A 17,992-nucleotide genomic window follows, 5' to 3' on the forward strand; every position below is an offset into this window, starting at 1 on the left:
CACGGCCGGTCGCCCATCACCTCGAATCACCCGGAAAAACCCGAAATTATAAATAGTTAACGGATTTTTACCTTTGCCTCTGGACAAGGCGAATCACCCATGATTCTCTAGGTCAGGTTCGAGCGAGCGGCGCGCGAATCACACGAGGGACAAGGCGAAGAGATGATGGACGTGCGGCGGGCAACCGTGGCCGGAGGACGGCTGCGTGTCGATTTTGACGGGCTCAAAGCCTGGCGCGACAGCCTTTCGGGCCATGCGACATCGGAACCACTTCTCCGTTATCTGCCGAAGGCCGAGCTGGTCTTGAAGCGGGCCATCCCGGCGCTGATCGTCGCCTTCCTCTCCGTCGTCGCCGCCTCGCATTTCTTTGGCATGATGAGCGAATACGGGCGGCTGGAGGCCTCGGCTCGCCATGCCACCGCACTTTCAGCGGCGACCGCCTCTGCGGTGTTTGCCGATGCGGCCGACATCTTCGACAGCGGCGATATCACCGGGGCGCAGGCCCGCCTCGCCAAATACCTGCCGCAGGACCGGCTGGACAGCGGCGCTTTCGTGCTGCTCGTGCAGGCAAGCGGCAAGGTTTTTGCCGCGACCACCGCCGGGCTTTCGCATGTCGGTAGCAATGTCGGCGATTTCTTCCCCGAGGTCTCGGCGATCCGCCGCTTCGGCGATCGCGCCGGCGTCATCGAAACGACGATCGGCGGCGTGCCGCACTATGCCGAGATCACGCTGATGGGCAATGCCGGCGGTTATATCGTCGCCGCCACCTCGCTCGACGAAATCGGGCAGCTTTGGCGCGAGGAACTGGCGCTCAACGTCACGCTGTTTGCCGGCATCTCCTCCATCCTGCTCGTCATCCTCTATGCCTATTACACGCAGGTGAAGCGCGCCCGCGACGCCGACGACATCTTCCTGGAATCGAACCTGCGCGTCGAGACGGCGCTGTCGCGCGGCCGCTGCGGCCTCTGGGATTTCGATTTCGAGAACCGCGAATTCTTCTGGTCGCGCTCGATGTACGACATGCTCGGTCTGCCGGGCTCCGACAAGACGATGGGTTTCGGCGAAGCCGCCCGCCTGATGCATCCCGATGACGGCGGACTCTACGAGATCGCGCGCGCCATCGGCAAGGGCGCTTCCGGCCAGGTCGACCAGATCTTCCGCATGCGCCATGCCGGCGGCCATTATGTCTGGATGCGGGCGCGCGCCCAGGTGATCCGCAGCAATTCCGGCCGTATGCACCTGATCGGCATCGCCATGGACGTGACCGAACAGCATCGGCTCGCCCAGCGCTACGCAGAAGCCGACCAGCGCCTAGCCGACGCCATCGAATGCACCTCGGAAGCCTTCGTGCTCTGGGACAAGAACGATCGGCTGGTCATGTGCAACACGCATTTCCAGCAGGCCTATGGCCTGCCGGACAGCGTGCTCGTGCCCGGCACCGAGCGCTCGACGGTCAATGCCGCCGCCGCCCGGCCTGTCATCGAGCGGCGGATTTCCGATGCCGACGGCTCCGGTTATTCGCGTACGACGGAGGTGCAGCTTGCCGACGAGCGCTGGCTGCAGATCAACGAGCGGCGCACCCGCGACGGCGGCAGGGTCTCGGTCGGAACCGACATCACGCTGATGAAACGCCATCAGGAGCGGCTGCGCGAATCCGAGCGCCGGCTGATGGCGACCATCGGCGATCTCTCCGCCTCGCGCCAGACGCTGGAGATCCAGAAGTCCGAGCTTTCGACGGCCAACGCCAACTACCAGGCAGAGAAGGAACGCGCCGAGGCCGCCAACAAGGCGAAATCGGAGTTCCTCGCCAACATGTCGCATGAGCTGCGCACGCCGCTCAACGCCATCCTCGGCTTCTCGGAAATCCTGCAGAACCAGATGTTCGGTCCGCTCGGCTCGCTGAAATACGACGAATATGCCCGCGATATCCATGACAGCGGCAAACATCTGCTCAACGTCATCAACGACATTCTCGACATGTCGAAGATCGAAGCCGGCCATGTCAGGCTGCATTGCGAGCGCATCGATCTTGTGCCGCTGATCGAGGAAAGCTTGCGCTTCACCGCCATGCCCGCGGCTGAAAAGAACATCGTCATCGAACAGCGCATCTGCTCCGGCCTGACGCTGATGGCCGACCGCCGGGCGATGAAACAGGTGCTGCTCAACCTGCTCTCCAATGCGGTGAAGTTCACCGACAATGGCGGCCGCATCGCAGTGCGCACCCGCCGCGTCGATGGCGCTGTCGTCGTCACCATCGCCGACACCGGCATCGGCATTCCACGCTCGGCGCTGTCGAAGATCGGCCAGCCCTTCGAGCAGGTGCAAAGCCAATATGCCAAGAGCAAGGGTGGCTCCGGCCTCGGGCTCGCCATCTCCCGCTCGCTGACCTCGCTGCATGGCGGCCGCATGAAGATCCGCTCACGCGAAGCGATCGGCACCGTGATCTCGCTGCGCATTCCGGATGATATTTAGAGCCGACCTCATTTAGCCGGCCGATGCGGCGGTGAAAACCGCCAGCTGAGCGGCGAAAGCACGCTTGTATGCCGGCCGCGCTTCGCCGCGGGCGACATAGGCAGAGAGGTTCGGATATTGCTCCAGTATAGCAGATCCCTTCAACCTGAGCAGCACCGACACCATCAGCAGGTCACCGGCGCTGAACGCACCATCGAGCCAGTCGGCTTCGCCAAGGGCACGGGAAAGATCGTCCAGCCGTTTCCGGATGCTGACCTCGAGGGCAGAAAGGCGATGGTCGTACCAAGGCTTGTCGCGCTCGAGGATCATGACGAGAGCGCGGTCGAAGATCGGTGGTTCCACCGTGTTGAGCGCGGCAAACATCCATGTGAGCGCGCGCGCCCGGGCATTCGCATCGTCCGGCAGCAGACCCGCATGGCGCTCGCCGATATGGAAGACGATCGCCCCGGACTCGAACAGTGCGAGATCGCCTTCCTCATAGGTCGGAATCTGCCCGAAAGGCTGAAGAGCCAGATGTGCGGGTTCTCTCATCGTCTTGAACGAAACAAGACGAACGTCGTAAGGCTGGCTCACTTCCTCAAGCGCCCAGCGAACGCGCATGTCACGTGCCAGACCCCTGCCGCGATCGGGCGACCGTTCAAAAGCGGTAATGGTAATCGTCATTGGTGTTCTCCAAAGCTTTGTCCTGAAGACGACTGGCTAAACGAGAATCCTACAGGCCATGCTCGAGATAATCCTCGCGGTCGTTCCCTCTGGTGTGAGATCAGGCTTTCACGACATTCAGGAATATTTTCCGAACCGCTTTCGACAGCCGCTTCACCTCCGCTTCCAACGTCTTGATGTCAGGGCAGTCGCCGGCGCGGCAGACGAGTTCGACAAGACCGGCCGGCGCATCCTTCGGATCGAACAGGCCGTCGATGGAGAGGCGGATCAGCTGCGAAAGTCCGGTGTAAAGCGTGAAGGCCTCGAGACATATATCGAGATCGGACGTCGCCATCAGCCGGTCGCCAAGCACCTTCAGGGCTTCACCAGTGCTCACTCCATTCACGGCAATGCCGACGCCCCTGGTCGGCGCGATCAGCGCCAGATACTGGGCGATGAATTCGAGATCGATGACGCCGCCGGGAATGAGCTTCAGGTCCCACGGGCCGGAGGGCGGCTTTTCCTTGTCGATCAATTCGCGCATCTCGGCGACATCATGCGCCACCTTGGCAATATCGCGATCGGCCGACAGCACCTCGCGGACGATATGTTCCGCCTCGACGATCAGGCTTTCATTGCCGCAAATCAGCCGGGCGCGGCTGAGCGCCATATGCTCCCAGGTCCATGCCTCTTCGCGCTGATACTTGCCGAAGGCATTGATGCGGGTGGCAACCGGCCCCTTGTTCCCGGATGGGCGCAGCCGCATGTCGACCTCATAGAGCACGCCTTCGGCGGTCGGCGCCGACAAGGCGGCCATCAGCCTCTGGGTGATGCGGGTGAAGTAACGCGTCGCATCGAGCGGCTTCGGCCCGTCGGATTCGGAAGCCGCATCGTCATAATCATAGAGCAGGATCAGATCGATGTCGGAACCGGCCGTCAGCTCGAAACTGCCGAGCTTTCCCATGCCGGCGACCGCGATGCGCCCGCCGGGATAGTCGCCGTGCGCGGCCCGCATCTCGCCGACCACGGCATCGAGTGCCGCCGCAATGACGAGGTCGGCGAGATGGGTGAAGGCGCGTGCGGCCATCACGCCGTTGATCGCACCGGTGAGCAGGCGGATGCCGATCAGGAAACGCTGCTCGGCGGCGAAGATGCGCAGCCGGTCGAGCACTTCTTCATAGTGGCGGGCCTGAGCAAGCGAGCCCTTCAGCCGTTCGCCGAGATAATCGCGCGTCGGCAGCTCGGCCATCAGGCCGGGATCGAGCATGCCGTCGAAGACATGCGGCTTGGCGGCGATCACCTCGGCAAGCCGGGGTGCCGAGGACATGATGTTGACGATCAGCGACAGTAGCGCCGGATTGCTGCTGAGCAGCGAGAACAGCTGGATGCCGGAGGGAAGGCCGGAGATAAAGCTGTCGAAACGCAGCAGCGCCTCGTCGGCGCGCTTGCTTTCGCCGAAAACCCGCAGGAGCTCCGGCGCCAGCTCCGTCAGCCTTTCACGCGCCTCGACCGATTGCGTCGCCCGGTAGCGGCCATAGTGCCAGGTGCGGATGATGCGGGAAATATCGGACGGTCTGGTAAAACCGAGTTTCTTCAGCGTCTCCAGCGTATCCGGGTCGTCGCCCTGGCCGGTGAAGACGAGATTTCCGGTGTCGGTGGAAAGCCTGCTCTCCTGCTCAAAGAGGTGGGCATAACGCCGCTCGACCGTCTTCAGCACGGCGACCAGCCGTTCGGAGAAGCTCGGCGTGTCGGAAAAGCCCATCATGAAGGCGATGCGCTTGAGGTCTGCATCCGTTTCCGGCAGCAGGTGGGTCTGCTCGTCGCGCACCATCTGGATGCGATGCTCGACATCGCGCAGGAACCAGTAGGCCTCGGTCAGTTCGTCACGGGTTTCCGCGTCGATCCATTTCGCCTTGGTGAGTTCACCAAGCGTCTCCTCCGTCGCCCGTCCACGCAATGCCGGCATGCGGCCGCCGGCAATCAGCTGCTGCGTCTGGACGAAGAATTCGATCTCGCGAATGCCGCCGCGGCCGAGCTTGACGTTATGGCCCTTGACCGCGATCGCACCGTGGCCCTTATGCGCGTGGATCTGCCGCTTGATCGAATGGATATCGGCAATCGCCGCGTAATCGAGATATTTGCGGAAGACGAAAGGGGCGAGGCCGCGCAGGAAATCGCCGCCCGCGGTCAAGTCGCCGGCAACGGCACGCGCCTTGATGAAAGCCGCCCGTTCCCAGTTCTGGCCCCTCCCCTCATAATAAATCATCGCCGCATCGACCGGGATCGCCAGCGGCGTCGAGCCGGGATCAGGGCGCAATCTGAGATCGGTGCGGAAGACGTAGCCGTCGGCTGTCCGCTCCTGCAGGATACGCACCAGCCGGCGCATCATCCTGGGGAAGACCTCGATCGCGTCATCCGGGTCGGGCACGATGCCCGCCTGTTCGTCGAAGACGACGACGAGGTCGATATCGGAGGAATAGTTGAGTTCGGATGCGCCGAGTTTGCCCATACCGAGCACGATCAGCCCGGAGCCGTCGCTCGGCGCCGCCAGATCCCGCAGCCGCAGCTTTCCACCCTCATGCGCCGAAAGCAGCAGATGGTCGATCGCGGCGGCAACCGAAGCTTCGGCAAGCTCGCTCAGCCAGGCCGTCGTCGCCCGGCCGTCGAAGATGCGCGCGAGATCGGCGAGTGCGACGAGGAAGGCCACCTTGCGCTTGATGATGCGCAGCCTGCTCATCACCACGGATTCCGAAGGCGCGGCCCCCTCTCCGTCCCGCTGCCAGCAGCGCCGCGCGTCGGCGGCCAGCGCCTCGATCTGCGGCTCCAGCGGTTGGGTGATGGCGCCGGCGAGGATGGCAGGATCGAGATTGACGATTTCGCGCAGATAAGGCGACAGCGTCAGCACGGCCGCAATGAAATCGCGAAGCGGGCCTTCCGTCTTCAGCATCGCAGCCACCGACGGCTCGCTCTTGCCGGCCTCCTGAAGGTCGGCCAGCGCCAGCTTCAACTCCGTCTGGTTCAGCGGACGCAGCAGCCCTTCGGCCACATCCTTCAGGCCATGCGTCGATTTCGTCAGCATGCGCTCTCCCTGCTTTAGCGCCTAAGGAACGGTCCCGCAGAATCACGGGAACGCCTCCTTCGACAGGCATTAAACTAGGGTCTTGGCGGAAAACCGCCAATACGCGATTCAGCCGATCATCGGCAGCAGGCCATCAGGCAGCCTTGGCGGGGAAGATCATGCTGACGGTCAATCCGCGCTTTTCGGGCTTGTCGGGATCGGTATCGGAGAGTTCCAAACGGCCGTTGTGCAGCTCCATCACCGCTTCCACCAGCGAAAGCCCGAGCCCCGTTCCCGGCTTCGACCGGCTTTCATCGAGGCGGACGAAGCGCTTCACCACGTCGTCGCGCCTGTCGGCCGGAACACCCGGCCCATGGTCAGCGACCGAAAGGCAGATGCCATCCGGGCGGCGGGCGAGCTTCAGCGTTACCTTGCCCGCCCCTTCCGTATCGGAAGAATATTTGATGGCATTGTCGAGCAGGTTGAAGATCGCCTGGCCGATCAGCTCGCGATTGCCCTGCACCTCGACATCGGGTTCGATGCTGGAGCTCAAGCCAAGCCCCGCCTCCTCCGCCGCCGGTTCGTAAAGCTCGGCGCTATCGGAGACGATGGCCGAAAGCTCCACCGGCGACATCTCGGCGGCGACCGATCCGGCCTCGACGCGGGAGATCATCAACAGCGCGTTGAAGGTGCGGATCAGTTGGTCGGATTCGGAAATGATGCCTTCGAGCGCGGTGCGCCGCGTCTCGCCATCGGCGATATCGAGCGCATCGGCCGCCTTGTTGCGCAACCGCGTCAACGGCGTCTTGAGATCGTGGGCGATGTTGTCGGAGACCTGCCGCAGGCCTTCGTTCAGCTTCTCGATGCGCTCCAGCATGGTATTCAACGACATCGACAAGCGGTCGAATTCATCGCCGGATCCGCCCACCGGCAGGCGCTGCGACAGGTCGCCAGCCATGATCTTCTTGCTGGCATCCGACATGCGGTCGATGCGTTTCAGCGCGTTGCGGCCGATGGCGAACCAGATGATGATGGCGCCAAGCCCCATGATCGCCAGGGCCACCATCAGCGCCTGGCGCACCAGCAGACGGAAACGCTCGGGGTCGCCGAGGTCGCGGCCGATCAGGATTCTGAGGCCATTATCGAGCACGAAAATATTGGCGATCGCCTTGTGGCGGCGCTCGACACCCCCGCCGTCAGTATAGCGTTGGTAGCCGAAGGGCGCGGAGGTCCAGCCGATCTCCTCGAAGACACCCGGCTGCACCGAGGCGACGTTGCCGGCGAGAATATCGCCCGAGGGACCGGCGATGATGTAGAGGTTGGCGCCCGGCTGGCGAGCACGCCGCTCCATCGTGCGCAGGAGAAGGTTCATGCCGCCGGTGTCATAGGCGCGTTGCACCTGCTCCACCTCCTGCCTGACGGCGTCGCGGATCTGGCCCGTCAGCAGCCGTTCCGACATTGCCGTCACATAGAAGACGAGCGTCGCGGCGCAGATGGCGAAAAGCAGGATATAGAGTGCCGAAAGGCGGACTGCGGTGGACTTGAAGAGAACCTTGAAACGGCTCATCCCTCATCCTTGATCATGTACCCCGCGCCGCGAATGGTCTTGAGGAGCGGCTGGCTGTAGTCCTTTTCGATCTTCGAGCGCAGCCGCGAGACATGGACGTCGATGACGTTGGTCTGCGGGTCGAAGTGATAGTCCCAGACGTTTTCGAGCAGCATGGTGCGGGTCACCACCTGGCCGGCATTCTTCATCAGATATTCGAGCAGGCGGAATTCGCGCGGCTGCAGCGGGATCTCCTTGCCGCCGCGGCGCACCTCGTGGGAGAGCCGGTCGAGTTCGAGATCGCCGACGCGATAGACGACGTCCTGATCCGGCGTGCCCTTGCGGCGGCCAAGCACCTCGACGCGTGCCAACAACTCGCTGAAGGCATAGGGCTTCGGCAGGTAATCGTCGCCGCCGGCACGAAGCCCGGTGACGCGGTCATCGACCTGGCCGAGCGCCGAGAGGATGAGGACCGGCGTATGGATGGCCTTGCGGCGCAACTCGCTGATGACGGAAAGCCCGTCGCGGCGCGGCAGCATGCGGTCGATGACGATGACGTCGTAGGTATTTTCCGACCCCATGAACAGGCCGCTCTCGCCGTCGCTGGCGTGATCGGCGACGATGCCCGCCTCGCGAAAGGCTTTCGTGAGGTAGACGGCTGCTTCGAGATCATCTTCGATGATGAGAATCTTCATGCGGCCGACATTACCCGCCGGCTGCGTTTCGGCAAGGCTCAAAGCATCTTCCTGCGGGGCGGCGCTCATGGCGATCATCCTTCAAAGGTCAGAAGAATCGAGCCGCGCGGAGTTTCGTCCGCGCGGCTCCCGTTGTCTTGAAGATCAGCCCTGGCCGTTGATCGGAAGCGCTACGAATCGGCTTCCTTCATTGGACTGGATCTGGAAGAGCGCGCGGGTGCGCCCGTCCTTCTTGGCCTGGTTCAGCACCTTGACGATATCGTCGGCGCTGGAGACCTCCTGGTTGTTGACCGAGGTAATTTTCTCGCCTTCCTTGATGCCCTTGTCGGCGGCATCGGAGTTCGGGTCGATGTCCGTTATCGCCAGACCCTTGCCGTCGTCAGACGGGCCGACCGTCAGGCCGAGATCGGCAAGCGCCTTTTCGGAAGCCGGTGCCTCAGGCTGCTGCGGCTGATTGTTGTCATCGGCAGACGCATCCTTCTGGTCGATCGGCAGCGTACCGAGTTCGACGGTGAGAGGCTGGGCCTTGCCGGCGCGCCAGACCGAAAGCTCGACCTTGCTGCCCGGCTGCATCGCGCCGATGCGACGGCTGAGATCACGGGCATCCTTGATCGTCTCACCATTCAGCGCGGTGACGACGTCACCCGCCTTCATGCCGGCCTTGTCACCCGGCGATCCGGCCTGCGGGGCGACGACGAGGGCGCCGCTCGGCTCGGAAAGGCCGATGGATTCGGCGATGTCCTTGGTCACCGGCTGGATCTGCACACCCAGCCAGCCACGCGAGACCTGGCCGTCCTTCATCAGATCGGCAACGACGTCCCTGGCGGTCGAGGCGGGAATGGCGAAGGCGATGCCGACGCTGCCGCCCGACGGCGAGAAGATCGCGGTGTTGATGCCGACGACTTCACCGCTGAGGTTGAAGGTCGGACCGCCAGAGTTGCCGCGGTTCACGGCGGCATCCACCTGCAGGTAATCGTCATAGGGACCGGAGCCGATATCGCGGCCGCGAGCCGAGACGATGCCGGCTGTGACCGTGCCGCCGAGGCCGAAGGGGTTGCCGACGGCAACGACCCAGTCGCCGACGCGGACATTATTGTCGTCGGCCCAGTTGACGTAGGTGAACTTCTTGCCCTTGCCGTCGACCTTCAGCACGGCAAGGTCGGTGCGCGGATCCTTGCCGATCAGCTTGGCATCGAGCTCGGTGCCGTCATTCATGACCGCAACGAAGGCCTGGCCATCGGAAACGACGTGATTGTTGGTGACGATATAGCCGTCCTCGGAGATGAAGAAGCCGGAACCCTGGGCGACGGGGCGGAGGCGACCCTTGCCGCCCGGACCATTCGGACCGCCATTCGGCCCGTTCTGGCCGAAGCGCCGGGAATGGCCCTGCTGATCATTCGGACCCTCGCCGAACTGCTTGAAGAACCGCTTCAGCGGATGATCGTCGGGAAGGTCGTCGAAGCCGCGGCCGTTGAAATCGAAGGAGAAGCCGTCATTGTTGTCGGAGACGGGATTGACGCGGTTTTCGACCCGGACGGAAACGACAGCCGGCGAAACGGCGTCGACGACATTGGCGAAGCTCGGAACGGCAGGCGCCTGAACCTTGACAGCTTCGGCATAAGACCGGGTGATTTCGAGCGGAACGCCGGTTGCAAGCACAGCGGCTGCGATACCGGCGACGGTAGAAGCCTTGAGCACAGTGGCGAGGGACGGACGTCCGTTGAAATTCTTGAGCATTGGAGCACCTTCTCTTGTTCTTAAATCTTCAGACCGGCGGCGCCGGATCAGTCGATGACTAAAGATATAGGACGCCGCACCTTACTGCGAACTGTCCGGCCAATGAAAAGTTGGTAATGTTTGGCAAAGGGCCAAACGCATATGGCTTGTGCCGCAAGGCTTGACCTCTCGGGTGAAGCCCTCGCCGCTAAACGCGAGACGAGCGATCAGCATATTTTGCATGGTGTAAGTGTCCGTCCAAGAACGGTGGCTGGTCCTGAGGAGTGGCTTAATAGCGGCGATCAGCTTTTGAACCGCGCAATCGTTTAGGGATGTTCTGCGGGCCCAAACCGCCGCCCATCGAATTCAACTAAAACGACGCCATGGAAGGGAAGCCCAGCCACTATCAACTCAGAGGTTAGGCCATTGTCACAAACTGCCACTTTTCGCTGATCGTCAAATTCGCAAGACACTTCGGCTTGACCGGGAACCCGGTACTTAAACTTTTCACCCTTGAATAAAATTGTCGCGCCATCGTCCGAAAATACCGGTGGCATTCTGGCGCAGCCAGAGAGCAGCCCTGCTGCCAGCACCGTCAACACACTAAGGAACTTGGGGATTTTGAGAGCAGCATAGGTCATTGATCTGATTTCCAGCCATAGGGCGCCTCACGTCGTATTCGTCATCGAATGCAATAACATGGATGTCTGGAAGTTCCTGTATTGCGACAAATACGGAGAGGTCGAATGGTCTGGACACCCTCTACCCGGCGTCAACATGATAGAAGCGGCATGCGCTACGCAAGCGATATGGCAGATCGCGAATGGAGCATGATCGAGCCGTTCATGCCAGCTCATCCGCGGCAACGTAGATCTGCGGCCATCCGCCGGACAACTTCAGGAACTCATTGTTGCGACCAATGAATTGCTATCGCTCCTGAAAACTTAGCCTCAAGTCGGCGTCCTTCTATAGCGTTGCCGCCGGCGGGCCGCCTACTTTTTCAAAAGCTCGCTCAGCTTTTCTTGCTCGTCTGCCGTCAGCTTGCTGCCGGTCGGCTTGCCGGCCCTCTTGCGCGCAAAGACCACCAGCGACAGCCCTCCGGCCAGCACCAGCAGCACCGGCGCACCCCAGAGCAGCACCGTCTTCATGCTGACACGCGGCTTCAACAGCACGAACTCGCCGTAGCGCGAGACGATGTAGGTCAGCACCGCCTCGTCGCTGTCGCCATCGCTAATGCGCTCGCGCACCAGCAGGCGCAAGTCCTTGGCCAGATCGGCATTGGAATCGTCGATCGACTGGTTCTGGCAGACCATGCAGCGCAGTTCCGCCGAAAGGGCACGGGCGCGGGCCTCGAGCGCCGGATCGGCCAGCACTTCGTCAGGATTGACGGCGAAGGCGGGGGCCGCCGTCAGCAGCAAAGCGAAAGCCAGGAGCAGACGCCGCATCATTCCGCCGGCTCCATTGCGGGAGCTGCCGGCCTTGCCGGCTTCGCCTTGCGGCGCGGGGCGCCGACACGCAGGCGCCGGTCGCTGAGCGAGACCAGGCCGCCGAAGGCCATGAACACCGCTCCGCCCCAGATGCAGAGAATGAACGGCTTCCACCAGATGCGCACGACGATACCGCCGTCCTTGGTGGCGTCACCCAGAGAAACATAGAGCTGGCTGAGCCCGAAGGTCAGGATGCCCGCCTCGGTCGTCGGCATTTGGCGCGCAGTGTAGAGGCGCTTGGCCGACCAGGTATCGGCAACCGCGACACCGCCACGCCGGACGGTGAAGTGGCCGCGGTCCTCGGTATAGTTCGGCCCAGTCCCCGGCTGCATGCCGTCGAAATGCAGGCTGTAACCGCCGGCCTCGGTCACCTGCCCCGGCTTCATCTCGATGACATGCTCGCTTTCGAACGTCGTGACCGCGACGATGCCGAGCACGGTGACGCCGAGCCCGGCATGGGCAAGGGCCGTGCCGAAGGCCGAACGCGGCAGGCCGGAAAGCCGGCGCCAGGCGAGACTGCCCGCGACCTTGCCGATGCCGGCGCGGTACCAGAGATCGGCGACGGCACCGAAAACCAAGAACAGCCCGGCAGCGAGGCCGAGCACTGACAGCACCGGCCCGCCATGTTGGATATAGAAGAAGGCCAGTGCGGCAAGGAAAGCCAGACCTGCGACGACATAGAGCCGCTGCAGGGCACCGAGCAGATCGCCGCGCTTCCAGGCAAGCATCGGCCCGAAGGGCACGATGACGACCAGCGGCGCCATCAGCAGGCCGAAGGTCAGGTTGAAGAAGGGCGCTCCGACGGAAATCTTGTCGCCGGTCAGCGTTTCCAATAGCAGCGGATAGAGCGTGCCGGTGAGCACCGTACCGCAGGCGACCGTCAGGATCAGATTGTTGACTACGAGTGCGCCTTCGCGCGAGATCGGCGCGAACAGCCCGCCTGCCGACAGCTTCGGCGCGCGGAAGGCAAAGAGCGACAGCGCCCCACCGATGAAGATCAGCAGGATGCAGAGAATGAAGACGCCGCGGGAGGGGTCGCTGGCAAAGGCATGCACCGAGGTCAGCACGCCGGAGCGCACCAGGAAGGTGCCCATCAGCGACAGCGAGAAGGTGAGGATGGCAAGCAGCACCGTCCAGATCTTCAGCGCCTCGCGCTTTTCCATGACGAGCGCCGAATGCAGCAGTGCGGTGCCGGCGAGCCACGGCATGAAGGAGGCGTTTTCCACCGGGTCCCAGAACCACCAGCCGCCCCAGCCGAGTTCGTAATAGGCCCAGTAGGAGCCCATGGCGATGCCAAGCGTCAGAAAGGTCCAGGCCGCCAGCGTCCAGGGCCGCACCCAGCGTGCCCAGGCAGCGTCGATGCGGCCTTCCAGCAGGGCAGCGACCGCAAAAGAGAAACAGACGGAGAAGCCGACATAACCGAGATAGAGCAGCGGCGGGTGGATCGCGAGGCCGACATCCTGAAGAACCGGGTTGAGATCGCGGCCCTCGGCCGGCGCCGGATCGAGACGAAGGAAGGGATTGGAGGTCAAAAGAATGAACAGCGTGAAGGCGACCGAAATCCAGGCCTGCACGGCCAGTACATTGGCCTTCAGCGTCTCCGGCAGATTGCGGCCGAAGACGGCGACCAGCGCGCTGAACAGCGTCAGGATCAACAGCCAGAGCATCATCGACCCTTCGTGATTGCCCCAGACGCCGGAATATTTATAGAGCAGCGGCACCAGTGAATGCGAATTCTCCCAGACGTTCTCGACCGAGAAGTCCGAGACGACATGGGCATAGGTCAGCACGCCGAAGGAGAAGGCGACCAGCGAAAACATCGCCAGCGAGCCGATCGTCGCCACATCCATCATCGCCCGGTCGTGACGACGGGCTCCGATCACCGGCACGATGGAAAGGATGAGCGCCGTGGCGAGCGCCAGCACCAGCGCGTAATGGCCGATCTCGATGATCATGGCGTCGCCTTCACTTGCTGTCCCTTCACCTCCTGGCCCTTCACTTCCTGGCCCTGCCCTTCCTTCCCAGGGCTTTCCTGGCCTTGGCCTTCCTTCCACAGCCCCTGGGATTTCAGCCTGTCGGCCACGTCCTTCGGCATATAGGTCTCGTCATGCTTGGCAAGCACGGTGTCGGCGACGAAGACGTTCGTTCCAGCGGCAAACATGCCTTCGGTGACGACACCCTGGCCCTCGCGGAAGAGATCGGGGAGAATACCGGTATATTTGACCTTCACGGCATTGGTGCTGCCGTCGGTGACGGCAAATTCGACCGTCGAGCCGGTGCCGCGCACAACGCTGCCCTCGCCGACCAGCCCGCCGAGGCGAATGCGGGTTTCCGGCGCCACCGGCGTCTTGGCAAGATCCGCCGGCATGTAGAAATAGGCGACCGACTGGCTGAAGGCGAACATGACCAGCAGCACGGCGGCGATGATGAAGCCCATGCCGCCTGATATCACCGCGAGGCGCTTCTGCTTGCGCGTCATTGCTTCGCTCCCTCCGTGGCTATGCCGAGTTCCCTGGCAAGCGCCAGCAATTGCCTGCCCTGTTCGCCGGGCGGCGGAAAGGCCGCAAGCCCGCGCTTCAGGGCGCCGGCGGCGCGATCCTTGTCGTTCAATACGGCATAAGAGCGGACGAGCCGCACCCATCCCTCGAAATTGTTCGGATCCTCGCTGAGCTTGGCGTCGAGGCTGTCGACCATGCCGCGGATCATCTGCTGCCGGTCGCCGGCGCTCATAGTCTCGGCCGCCGCCACATCTTGCTGCGTGGGATTGCCGGGGGCAGCCTGATTGGCGCCCGAGGCAGCCGGATCGGCGCCCGGGGCAGCCGGATCGGCGCCCGGGGCAGCCGGATCGTTGCCGGCCGGCGCGCCGCCGTTCATGGCGATATGCTGGTTGACCAGCGGCAGCCAGGGCGCATCTGATGGCGATTGTTTTGCCAGCGCCTCGAAGGCCTGGCGCGCCTCGTTCGGCCGTCCCGCCTGCTCCATGCTGAGGGCGATATAGAAACGGGCACGCGGATTGTCAGGTTCGAGCGTCAGCGATTGTTCCAGCACTTGCCGCGCCTCCTCCGTCACCACGCCGTCGGAGACCGCCATCAGCGTCTCGGCAAGGCCATCGAGCCGGACGGGGGTCGGGCCGAGAAGCCGGATGGCATTGCGATAAGCCACTTGCGCATCGTTGACGCGCATTGTGCGGAAATAGATCGGCGCCAGCACGTCCCAGCCCTTGCCGTCATCGGGCTTCTCAGCCAGATGCCGTTCCGCCTTGGTGATCAGCACCGCCACGTCGTTGCCAGGATTTTCCAGCCGCGCTTCCAGCGGCTGCGAGGGCAGGTCCGGCCTGCCCGTCGTCAAATAAAGACAGAGCCCGAGAACCGGCAGGACCAGGAGGACGAAGGCCTCGGTGAAACGGTGATGCCGTGCGGGTTTCGGCGTCTGCTCCAACTCGTCGGCAGAGACGGCGATCAGCCGCCGGCCGATTTCCGCTCTGGCGTAATCGGCCTCCTCCGGCGTGATCAGCCCGCCATTGAGATCGCGGTCGAGTTCGCGCAACTGGTCGCGATAGACCGCCGCCTCGCCCGCACGGATATTCTCCGCCGCCTTCGCTCCACGCAGAAGGGGGTAGAGCAGGATGACGGCGACGACTGCCGTCAAAGCGGCAACGAGAATCCAGAACAACATGTCGCCCAAATACGTGAAGCGCGCCTTTATTCCAACTGCCAAAGCCGGAATGACGAAGATTTGAGGCTATAAGCCGCAATTCAGAGCGGCGACCAGCTGCCGTCGTCATTGCGGCAGGCAGCGCCGCGCACCACGGTGTCCTTGCCATCGACGGTCAGCGTATGGGTATATTGCCGGCAGTTCTGCGAACCGACCTGATAGGGTGCAGCCGCGACCACCTTGCCGGTCACGTCCTTACCGGTCCAGAGCATCGGCTGGCCGACGGCCGCCCCTTCCAGCGCCCGATATTCCGCCTCGAGTGCCCGCTGCTTGTCGCTGTCGTTCAAGTTCACGCCGCTGCGGCCGACGATGCCGCCCTGGAGCGCGGTGATGAAGGCGGCCGATGCCGAGGGCTTGCTCGAAAAAATGCCGCGCGAAGCGGCACTCTTCGTCGTCGTGCAGCCGGACAGCGCGACGGTGACGAGAAGAGCGGAAGCGATCATGCCTTGCGAGCGTAAAATCATTGCGTCGAACCACGATCAGGGGTCAATTTCAGCCGATCGAAGTGCAGCGTCCCCGTGTCAGCATTAAGGCAAAGCATGCTATACATTTGCCAGTATCTTTGTGACATCAAGCAGTTGCTCATGCAACATCCTTTGTGACGCCGGGCAGGATAAGCTTGGCCTTCAGCCCGCCCCATTCACCGCGGGAAAGCTCGAGCCGTCCCTGGTACTCGTTGGAAATCTCGGTGACGATCGAAAGACCCAGCCCGGTTCCGGGTTTGCTTTCGTCGAGCCGGCGGCCGCGCTTCAGCGCCTCGCGGATCTGGTCCGGCTCCAGGCCCGGCCCGTCATCCTCGACGGCGAGTTCCACCCAGTGGCGGCGTGCGCTCGCCTCCACCCCCTTCACATCCTCGCCGGCCTCGACGGCCGAAAGCCGCACCCTGCTTTTGGCAAAACGCGCCGCATTTTCCAGGAGATTGCCGACGGTCTCCTCGAGATCCTGCTGCTCCATGGCAACGGCCAGATGCGGCGGCGAGACCACGAGATCGAATTCGGTATCGACGTTCAACCGGCGCATGACGCGCACCAGCCGCTCGAGCGCCGGCTCGGCATCGGTGCGGGCGAGCACGGATTCGCGCTGCGCGGCGATGCGCGCCCGATTTAGATAGGACTGCACCTGCCCCTGCATCGCTTCCGCCTGGCTGCGTACCAGCTCACCATGGGATTTTTCGAGCACGCGCGCCTCGTTGAGAAGCACGGCGATCGGCGTCTTCAGCGAATGTGCGAGATTGCCGACCTGCATGCGGGCTCGCTCGACGATGCGGCGATTGCTGTCGATCAGCGCGTTCACCTCGTTGGCGAGCGGCAGGATTTCGCGCGGGAAGTCGCCCTTCAGCTGCTCGCTCTCGCCGGCGCGGATGCGCTCCAGTGCGGCACGTGCCTTGTCGAGCGGCTTCAGGCCGTAGAGAATCGCCAGCGCGTTGACAATCAGGCTGCCGACGCCGAAACCGGCGAGCGCCAGATAGAGGCTGTGGGAAAAGGTGCGCACGTCGTCCTCGACGACATCGACATTGCCGGTGACCCGGACGCGCGCCGCGCGCCCGTCAGTGTCGAGCACCACTTCGGTTTCGGCCACCTGCACGCGGTTCCCGGAGGCATCCGTCACCTGGTAGTAGCGCTCGTAATTCTTGTCGAAGGGCGCTTCGACGACAGAGGGAACCGGAATGAGCGCCGAGCCGAGCGAAGGCGACACCAGCGGTGCCGTCGTATAGGTGCCGAGCGGCTCCACCACCCAGTACCAGCCGGTCTTCGGCTGGGCAAAACGCAGGTCGCCGAGCTGCGGGCTGCCGCTGAGCGCGCCCTGATCGCCGATCGTCACCGAATTGATGACGTTGTAGAGCTGCGCCCGCAACAGATCCTGGAAACCGCGTTCGGCGCTCTTGCGGTAGAGGGTGGAGATCAGCAGACCGATCACCACCAGCGCCACCGTCGACCAGACCGTGGTCAGCAACAAAACACGTGCAGTGAGCGACTTAATTCGCATGTTTCGGCGCTTGGATACGGTAACCGAGACCGCGCACCGTTTCGATCAGGTCGACCCCCATTTTCTTGCGCAGGCGACCGACAAAGACCTCGATCGTGTTGGAATCACGGTCGAAATCCTGGTCGTACATATGCTCGACCAGTTCGGTGCGCGAGACGACCTCGCCCATGTGATGCATGAGATAGGAAAGCAGGCGATATTCGTGCGAGGTCAGCTTCAGCGTCGTGCCGTTGACCGTCGCCTTCGACGATTTGGTATCGAGCCGCACCGGCCCGCAGATGATCTCGGATGAAGAATGCCCGGCCGCACGCCGGATCAGCGCCCGAATGCGGGCCAGCACTTCCTCGACATGGAAGGGCTTGGTGACGTAGTCGTCGGCACCGGCGTCGATGCCGGCGACCTTGTCGCTCCAGCGGTCGCGCGCCGTGAGAATCAGCACCGGCACACCGCGCCCGGCGCCGCGCCATTTTTCAAGAACGGTGACCCCGTCCATCTCCGGCAGGCCGATATCGAGAATGATGGCGTCATAGGGTTCGGTGTCGCCGAGGAAATGGCCTTCCTCGCCGTCGAACGCCTGGTCGACGACATAGCCGGCCTCCTTCAGCGTGTCGGCCAGTTGCCGGTTCAGATTAACGTCGTCTTCGACTACCAGGATGCGCATCGGTCCGCCTTCGTC

14 protein-coding genes and 1 pseudogene are annotated in these 17,992 nt (G+C 63.1%); 2 read left to right on the plus strand and 13 right to left on the minus strand.

Annotated elements, in window-relative coordinates:
* The first annotated feature begins 162 nt into the window (after positions 1-162).
* Positions 163-2,472, plus strand: coding sequence for a PAS domain-containing sensor histidine kinase (locus OLZ32_RS19355; protein ID WP_264422101.1), 2,310 nt, complete (start codon positions 163-165; stop codon positions 2,470-2,472).
* A 12-nt stretch (positions 2,473-2,484) separates the two neighbouring features.
* Here OLZ32_RS19355 and OLZ32_RS19360 read toward each other — a convergent pair whose 3' ends face one another.
* From OLZ32_RS19360 to OLZ32_RS19385, 6 genes are all read right to left on the minus strand, one after another.
* On the minus strand, positions 2,485-3,135 hold the full coding sequence (locus OLZ32_RS19360) for a glutathione S-transferase family protein (protein ID WP_264399722.1): 651 nt from the start codon (positions 3,133-3,135) through the stop codon (positions 2,485-2,487).
* 100 nt (positions 3,136-3,235) lie between these two features.
* Entirely contained in the window at positions 3,236-6,193 is a 2,958-nt protein-coding gene (locus OLZ32_RS19365) for a bifunctional [glutamine synthetase] adenylyltransferase/[glutamine synthetase]-adenylyl-L-tyrosine phosphorylase (protein ID WP_264422103.1), read from the minus strand.
* Positions 6,194-6,326: 133 nt separating this feature from the next.
* On the minus strand, positions 6,327-7,739 hold the full coding sequence (locus OLZ32_RS19370; RefSeq protein WP_003546783.1) for a sensor histidine kinase: 1,413 nt from the start codon (positions 7,737-7,739) through the stop codon (positions 6,327-6,329).
* Positions 7,736-8,491, minus strand: a complete 756-nt coding sequence (locus OLZ32_RS19375) for a response regulator transcription factor (RefSeq protein WP_017990850.1) — start codon at positions 8,489-8,491, stop codon at positions 7,736-7,738. The genes OLZ32_RS19370 and OLZ32_RS19375 overlap by 4 nt, the downstream gene beginning before the upstream one ends.
* Before the next feature lie 66 nt (positions 8,492-8,557).
* Positions 8,558-10,150, minus strand: coding sequence for a Do family serine endopeptidase (locus OLZ32_RS19380; protein ID WP_264422105.1), 1,593 nt, complete (start codon positions 10,148-10,150; stop codon positions 8,558-8,560).
* Positions 10,151-10,455: 305 nt separating this feature from the next.
* Positions 10,456-10,770 (minus strand): hypothetical protein, encoded by a 315-nt coding sequence (locus OLZ32_RS19385; protein WP_017990849.1) that lies wholly within the window; start codon positions 10,768-10,770, stop codon positions 10,456-10,458.
* A gap of 105 nt (positions 10,771-10,875) precedes the next feature.
* On the opposite strand from OLZ32_RS19385, the pseudogene OLZ32_RS19390 reads away from it, so the two are divergent.
* Positions 10,876-10,980: pseudogene (locus tag OLZ32_RS19390) on the plus strand (IS5/IS1182 family transposase); the annotation flags it as partial.
* A gap of 141 nt (positions 10,981-11,121) precedes the next feature.
* Here the strand turns inward: OLZ32_RS19390 and OLZ32_RS19395 are convergent.
* From OLZ32_RS19395 to OLZ32_RS19425, 7 genes are all read right to left on the minus strand, one after another.
* Positions 11,122-11,577, minus strand: coding sequence for a cytochrome c-type biogenesis protein (locus tag OLZ32_RS19395; protein ID WP_003546778.1), 456 nt, complete (start codon positions 11,575-11,577; stop codon positions 11,122-11,124).
* A complete protein-coding gene (locus OLZ32_RS19400; protein ID WP_264422108.1) occupies positions 11,574-13,571 on the minus strand; it encodes a heme lyase CcmF/NrfE family subunit in 1,998 nt (665 codons plus the stop codon). The genes OLZ32_RS19395 and OLZ32_RS19400 overlap by 4 nt, the downstream gene beginning before the upstream one ends.
* Complete coding sequence (gene ccmE / locus OLZ32_RS19405) at positions 13,568-14,095, minus strand: cytochrome c maturation protein CcmE (protein WP_264399716.1); 528 nt, start codon at positions 14,093-14,095, stop codon at positions 13,568-13,570. Before ccmE ends, OLZ32_RS19400 begins: the two co-directional genes overlap by 4 nt.
* The gene (ccmI, locus tag OLZ32_RS19410) at positions 14,092-15,291 is read right to left on the minus strand and encodes a c-type cytochrome biogenesis protein CcmI (RefSeq protein WP_454824382.1); all 1,200 of its coding nucleotides are present in this window, start codon (positions 15,289-15,291) and stop codon (positions 14,092-14,094) included. The genes ccmE and ccmI overlap by 4 nt, the downstream gene beginning before the upstream one ends.
* Positions 15,292-15,371: 80 nt before the next feature.
* A complete protein-coding gene (locus tag OLZ32_RS19415) occupies positions 15,372-15,794 on the minus strand; it encodes a hypothetical protein (RefSeq protein ID WP_264422110.1) in 423 nt (140 codons plus the stop codon).
* Positions 15,795-15,912: 118 nt separating this feature from the next.
* Complete coding sequence (locus OLZ32_RS19420) at positions 15,913-17,316, minus strand: sensor histidine kinase (protein WP_003546769.1); 1,404 nt, start codon at positions 17,314-17,316, stop codon at positions 15,913-15,915.
* Entirely contained in the window at positions 17,306-17,977 is a 672-nt protein-coding gene (locus tag OLZ32_RS19425) for a response regulator transcription factor (protein ID WP_003546765.1), read from the minus strand. The genes OLZ32_RS19420 and OLZ32_RS19425 overlap by 11 nt, the downstream gene beginning before the upstream one ends.
* Positions 17,978-17,992 lie beyond the last annotated feature (15 nt).

The organism is Rhizobium acaciae, assembly GCF_025941625.1.
In the GTDB taxonomy this organism is placed as follows: Bacteria; Pseudomonadota; Alphaproteobacteria; order Rhizobiales; family Rhizobiaceae; genus Rhizobium; species Rhizobium acaciae.

Coding starts and splice junctions, on each gene's coding strand:
- OLZ32_RS19355 (WP_264422101.1), top strand. CDS start 163: ATGATGGACGTGCGGCGGGCAACCGTGGCCGGAGGACGGCTGCGTGTC.
- OLZ32_RS19360 (WP_264399722.1), bottom strand. CDS start 3,135: ATGACGATTACCATTACCGCTTTTGAACGGTCGCCCGATCGCGGCAGG.
- OLZ32_RS19365 (WP_264422103.1), bottom strand. CDS start 6,193: ATGCTGACGAAATCGACGCATGGCCTGAAGGATGTGGCCGAAGGGCTG.
- OLZ32_RS19370 (WP_003546783.1), bottom strand. CDS start 7,739: ATGAGCCGTTTCAAGGTTCTCTTCAAGTCCACCGCAGTCCGCCTTTCG.
- OLZ32_RS19375 (WP_017990850.1), bottom strand. CDS start 8,491: ATGATCGCCATGAGCGCCGCCCCGCAGGAAGATGCTTTGAGCCTTGCC.
- OLZ32_RS19380 (WP_264422105.1), bottom strand. CDS start 10,150: ATGCTCAAGAATTTCAACGGACGTCCGTCCCTCGCCACTGTGCTCAAG.
- OLZ32_RS19385 (WP_017990849.1), bottom strand. CDS start 10,770: ATGACCTATGCTGCTCTCAAAATCCCCAAGTTCCTTAGTGTGTTGACG.
- OLZ32_RS19395 (WP_003546778.1), bottom strand. CDS start 11,577: ATGATGCGGCGTCTGCTCCTGGCTTTCGCTTTGCTGCTGACGGCGGCC.
- OLZ32_RS19400 (WP_264422108.1), bottom strand. CDS start 13,571: ATGATCATCGAGATCGGCCATTACGCGCTGGTGCTGGCGCTCGCCACG.
- ccmE (WP_264399716.1), bottom strand. CDS start 14,095: ATGACGCGCAAGCAGAAGCGCCTCGCGGTGATATCAGGCGGCATGGGC.
- ccmI (WP_454824382.1), bottom strand. CDS start 15,291: ATGTTGTTCTGGATTCTCGTTGCCGCTTTGACGGCAGTCGTCGCCGTC.
- OLZ32_RS19415 (WP_264422110.1), bottom strand. CDS start 15,794: ATGATTTTACGCTCGCAAGGCATGATCGCTTCCGCTCTTCTCGTCACC.
- OLZ32_RS19420 (WP_003546769.1), bottom strand. CDS start 17,316: ATGCGAATTAAGTCGCTCACTGCACGTGTTTTGTTGCTGACCACGGTC.
- OLZ32_RS19425 (WP_003546765.1), bottom strand. CDS start 17,977: ATGCGCATCCTGGTAGTCGAAGACGACGTTAATCTGAACCGGCAACTG.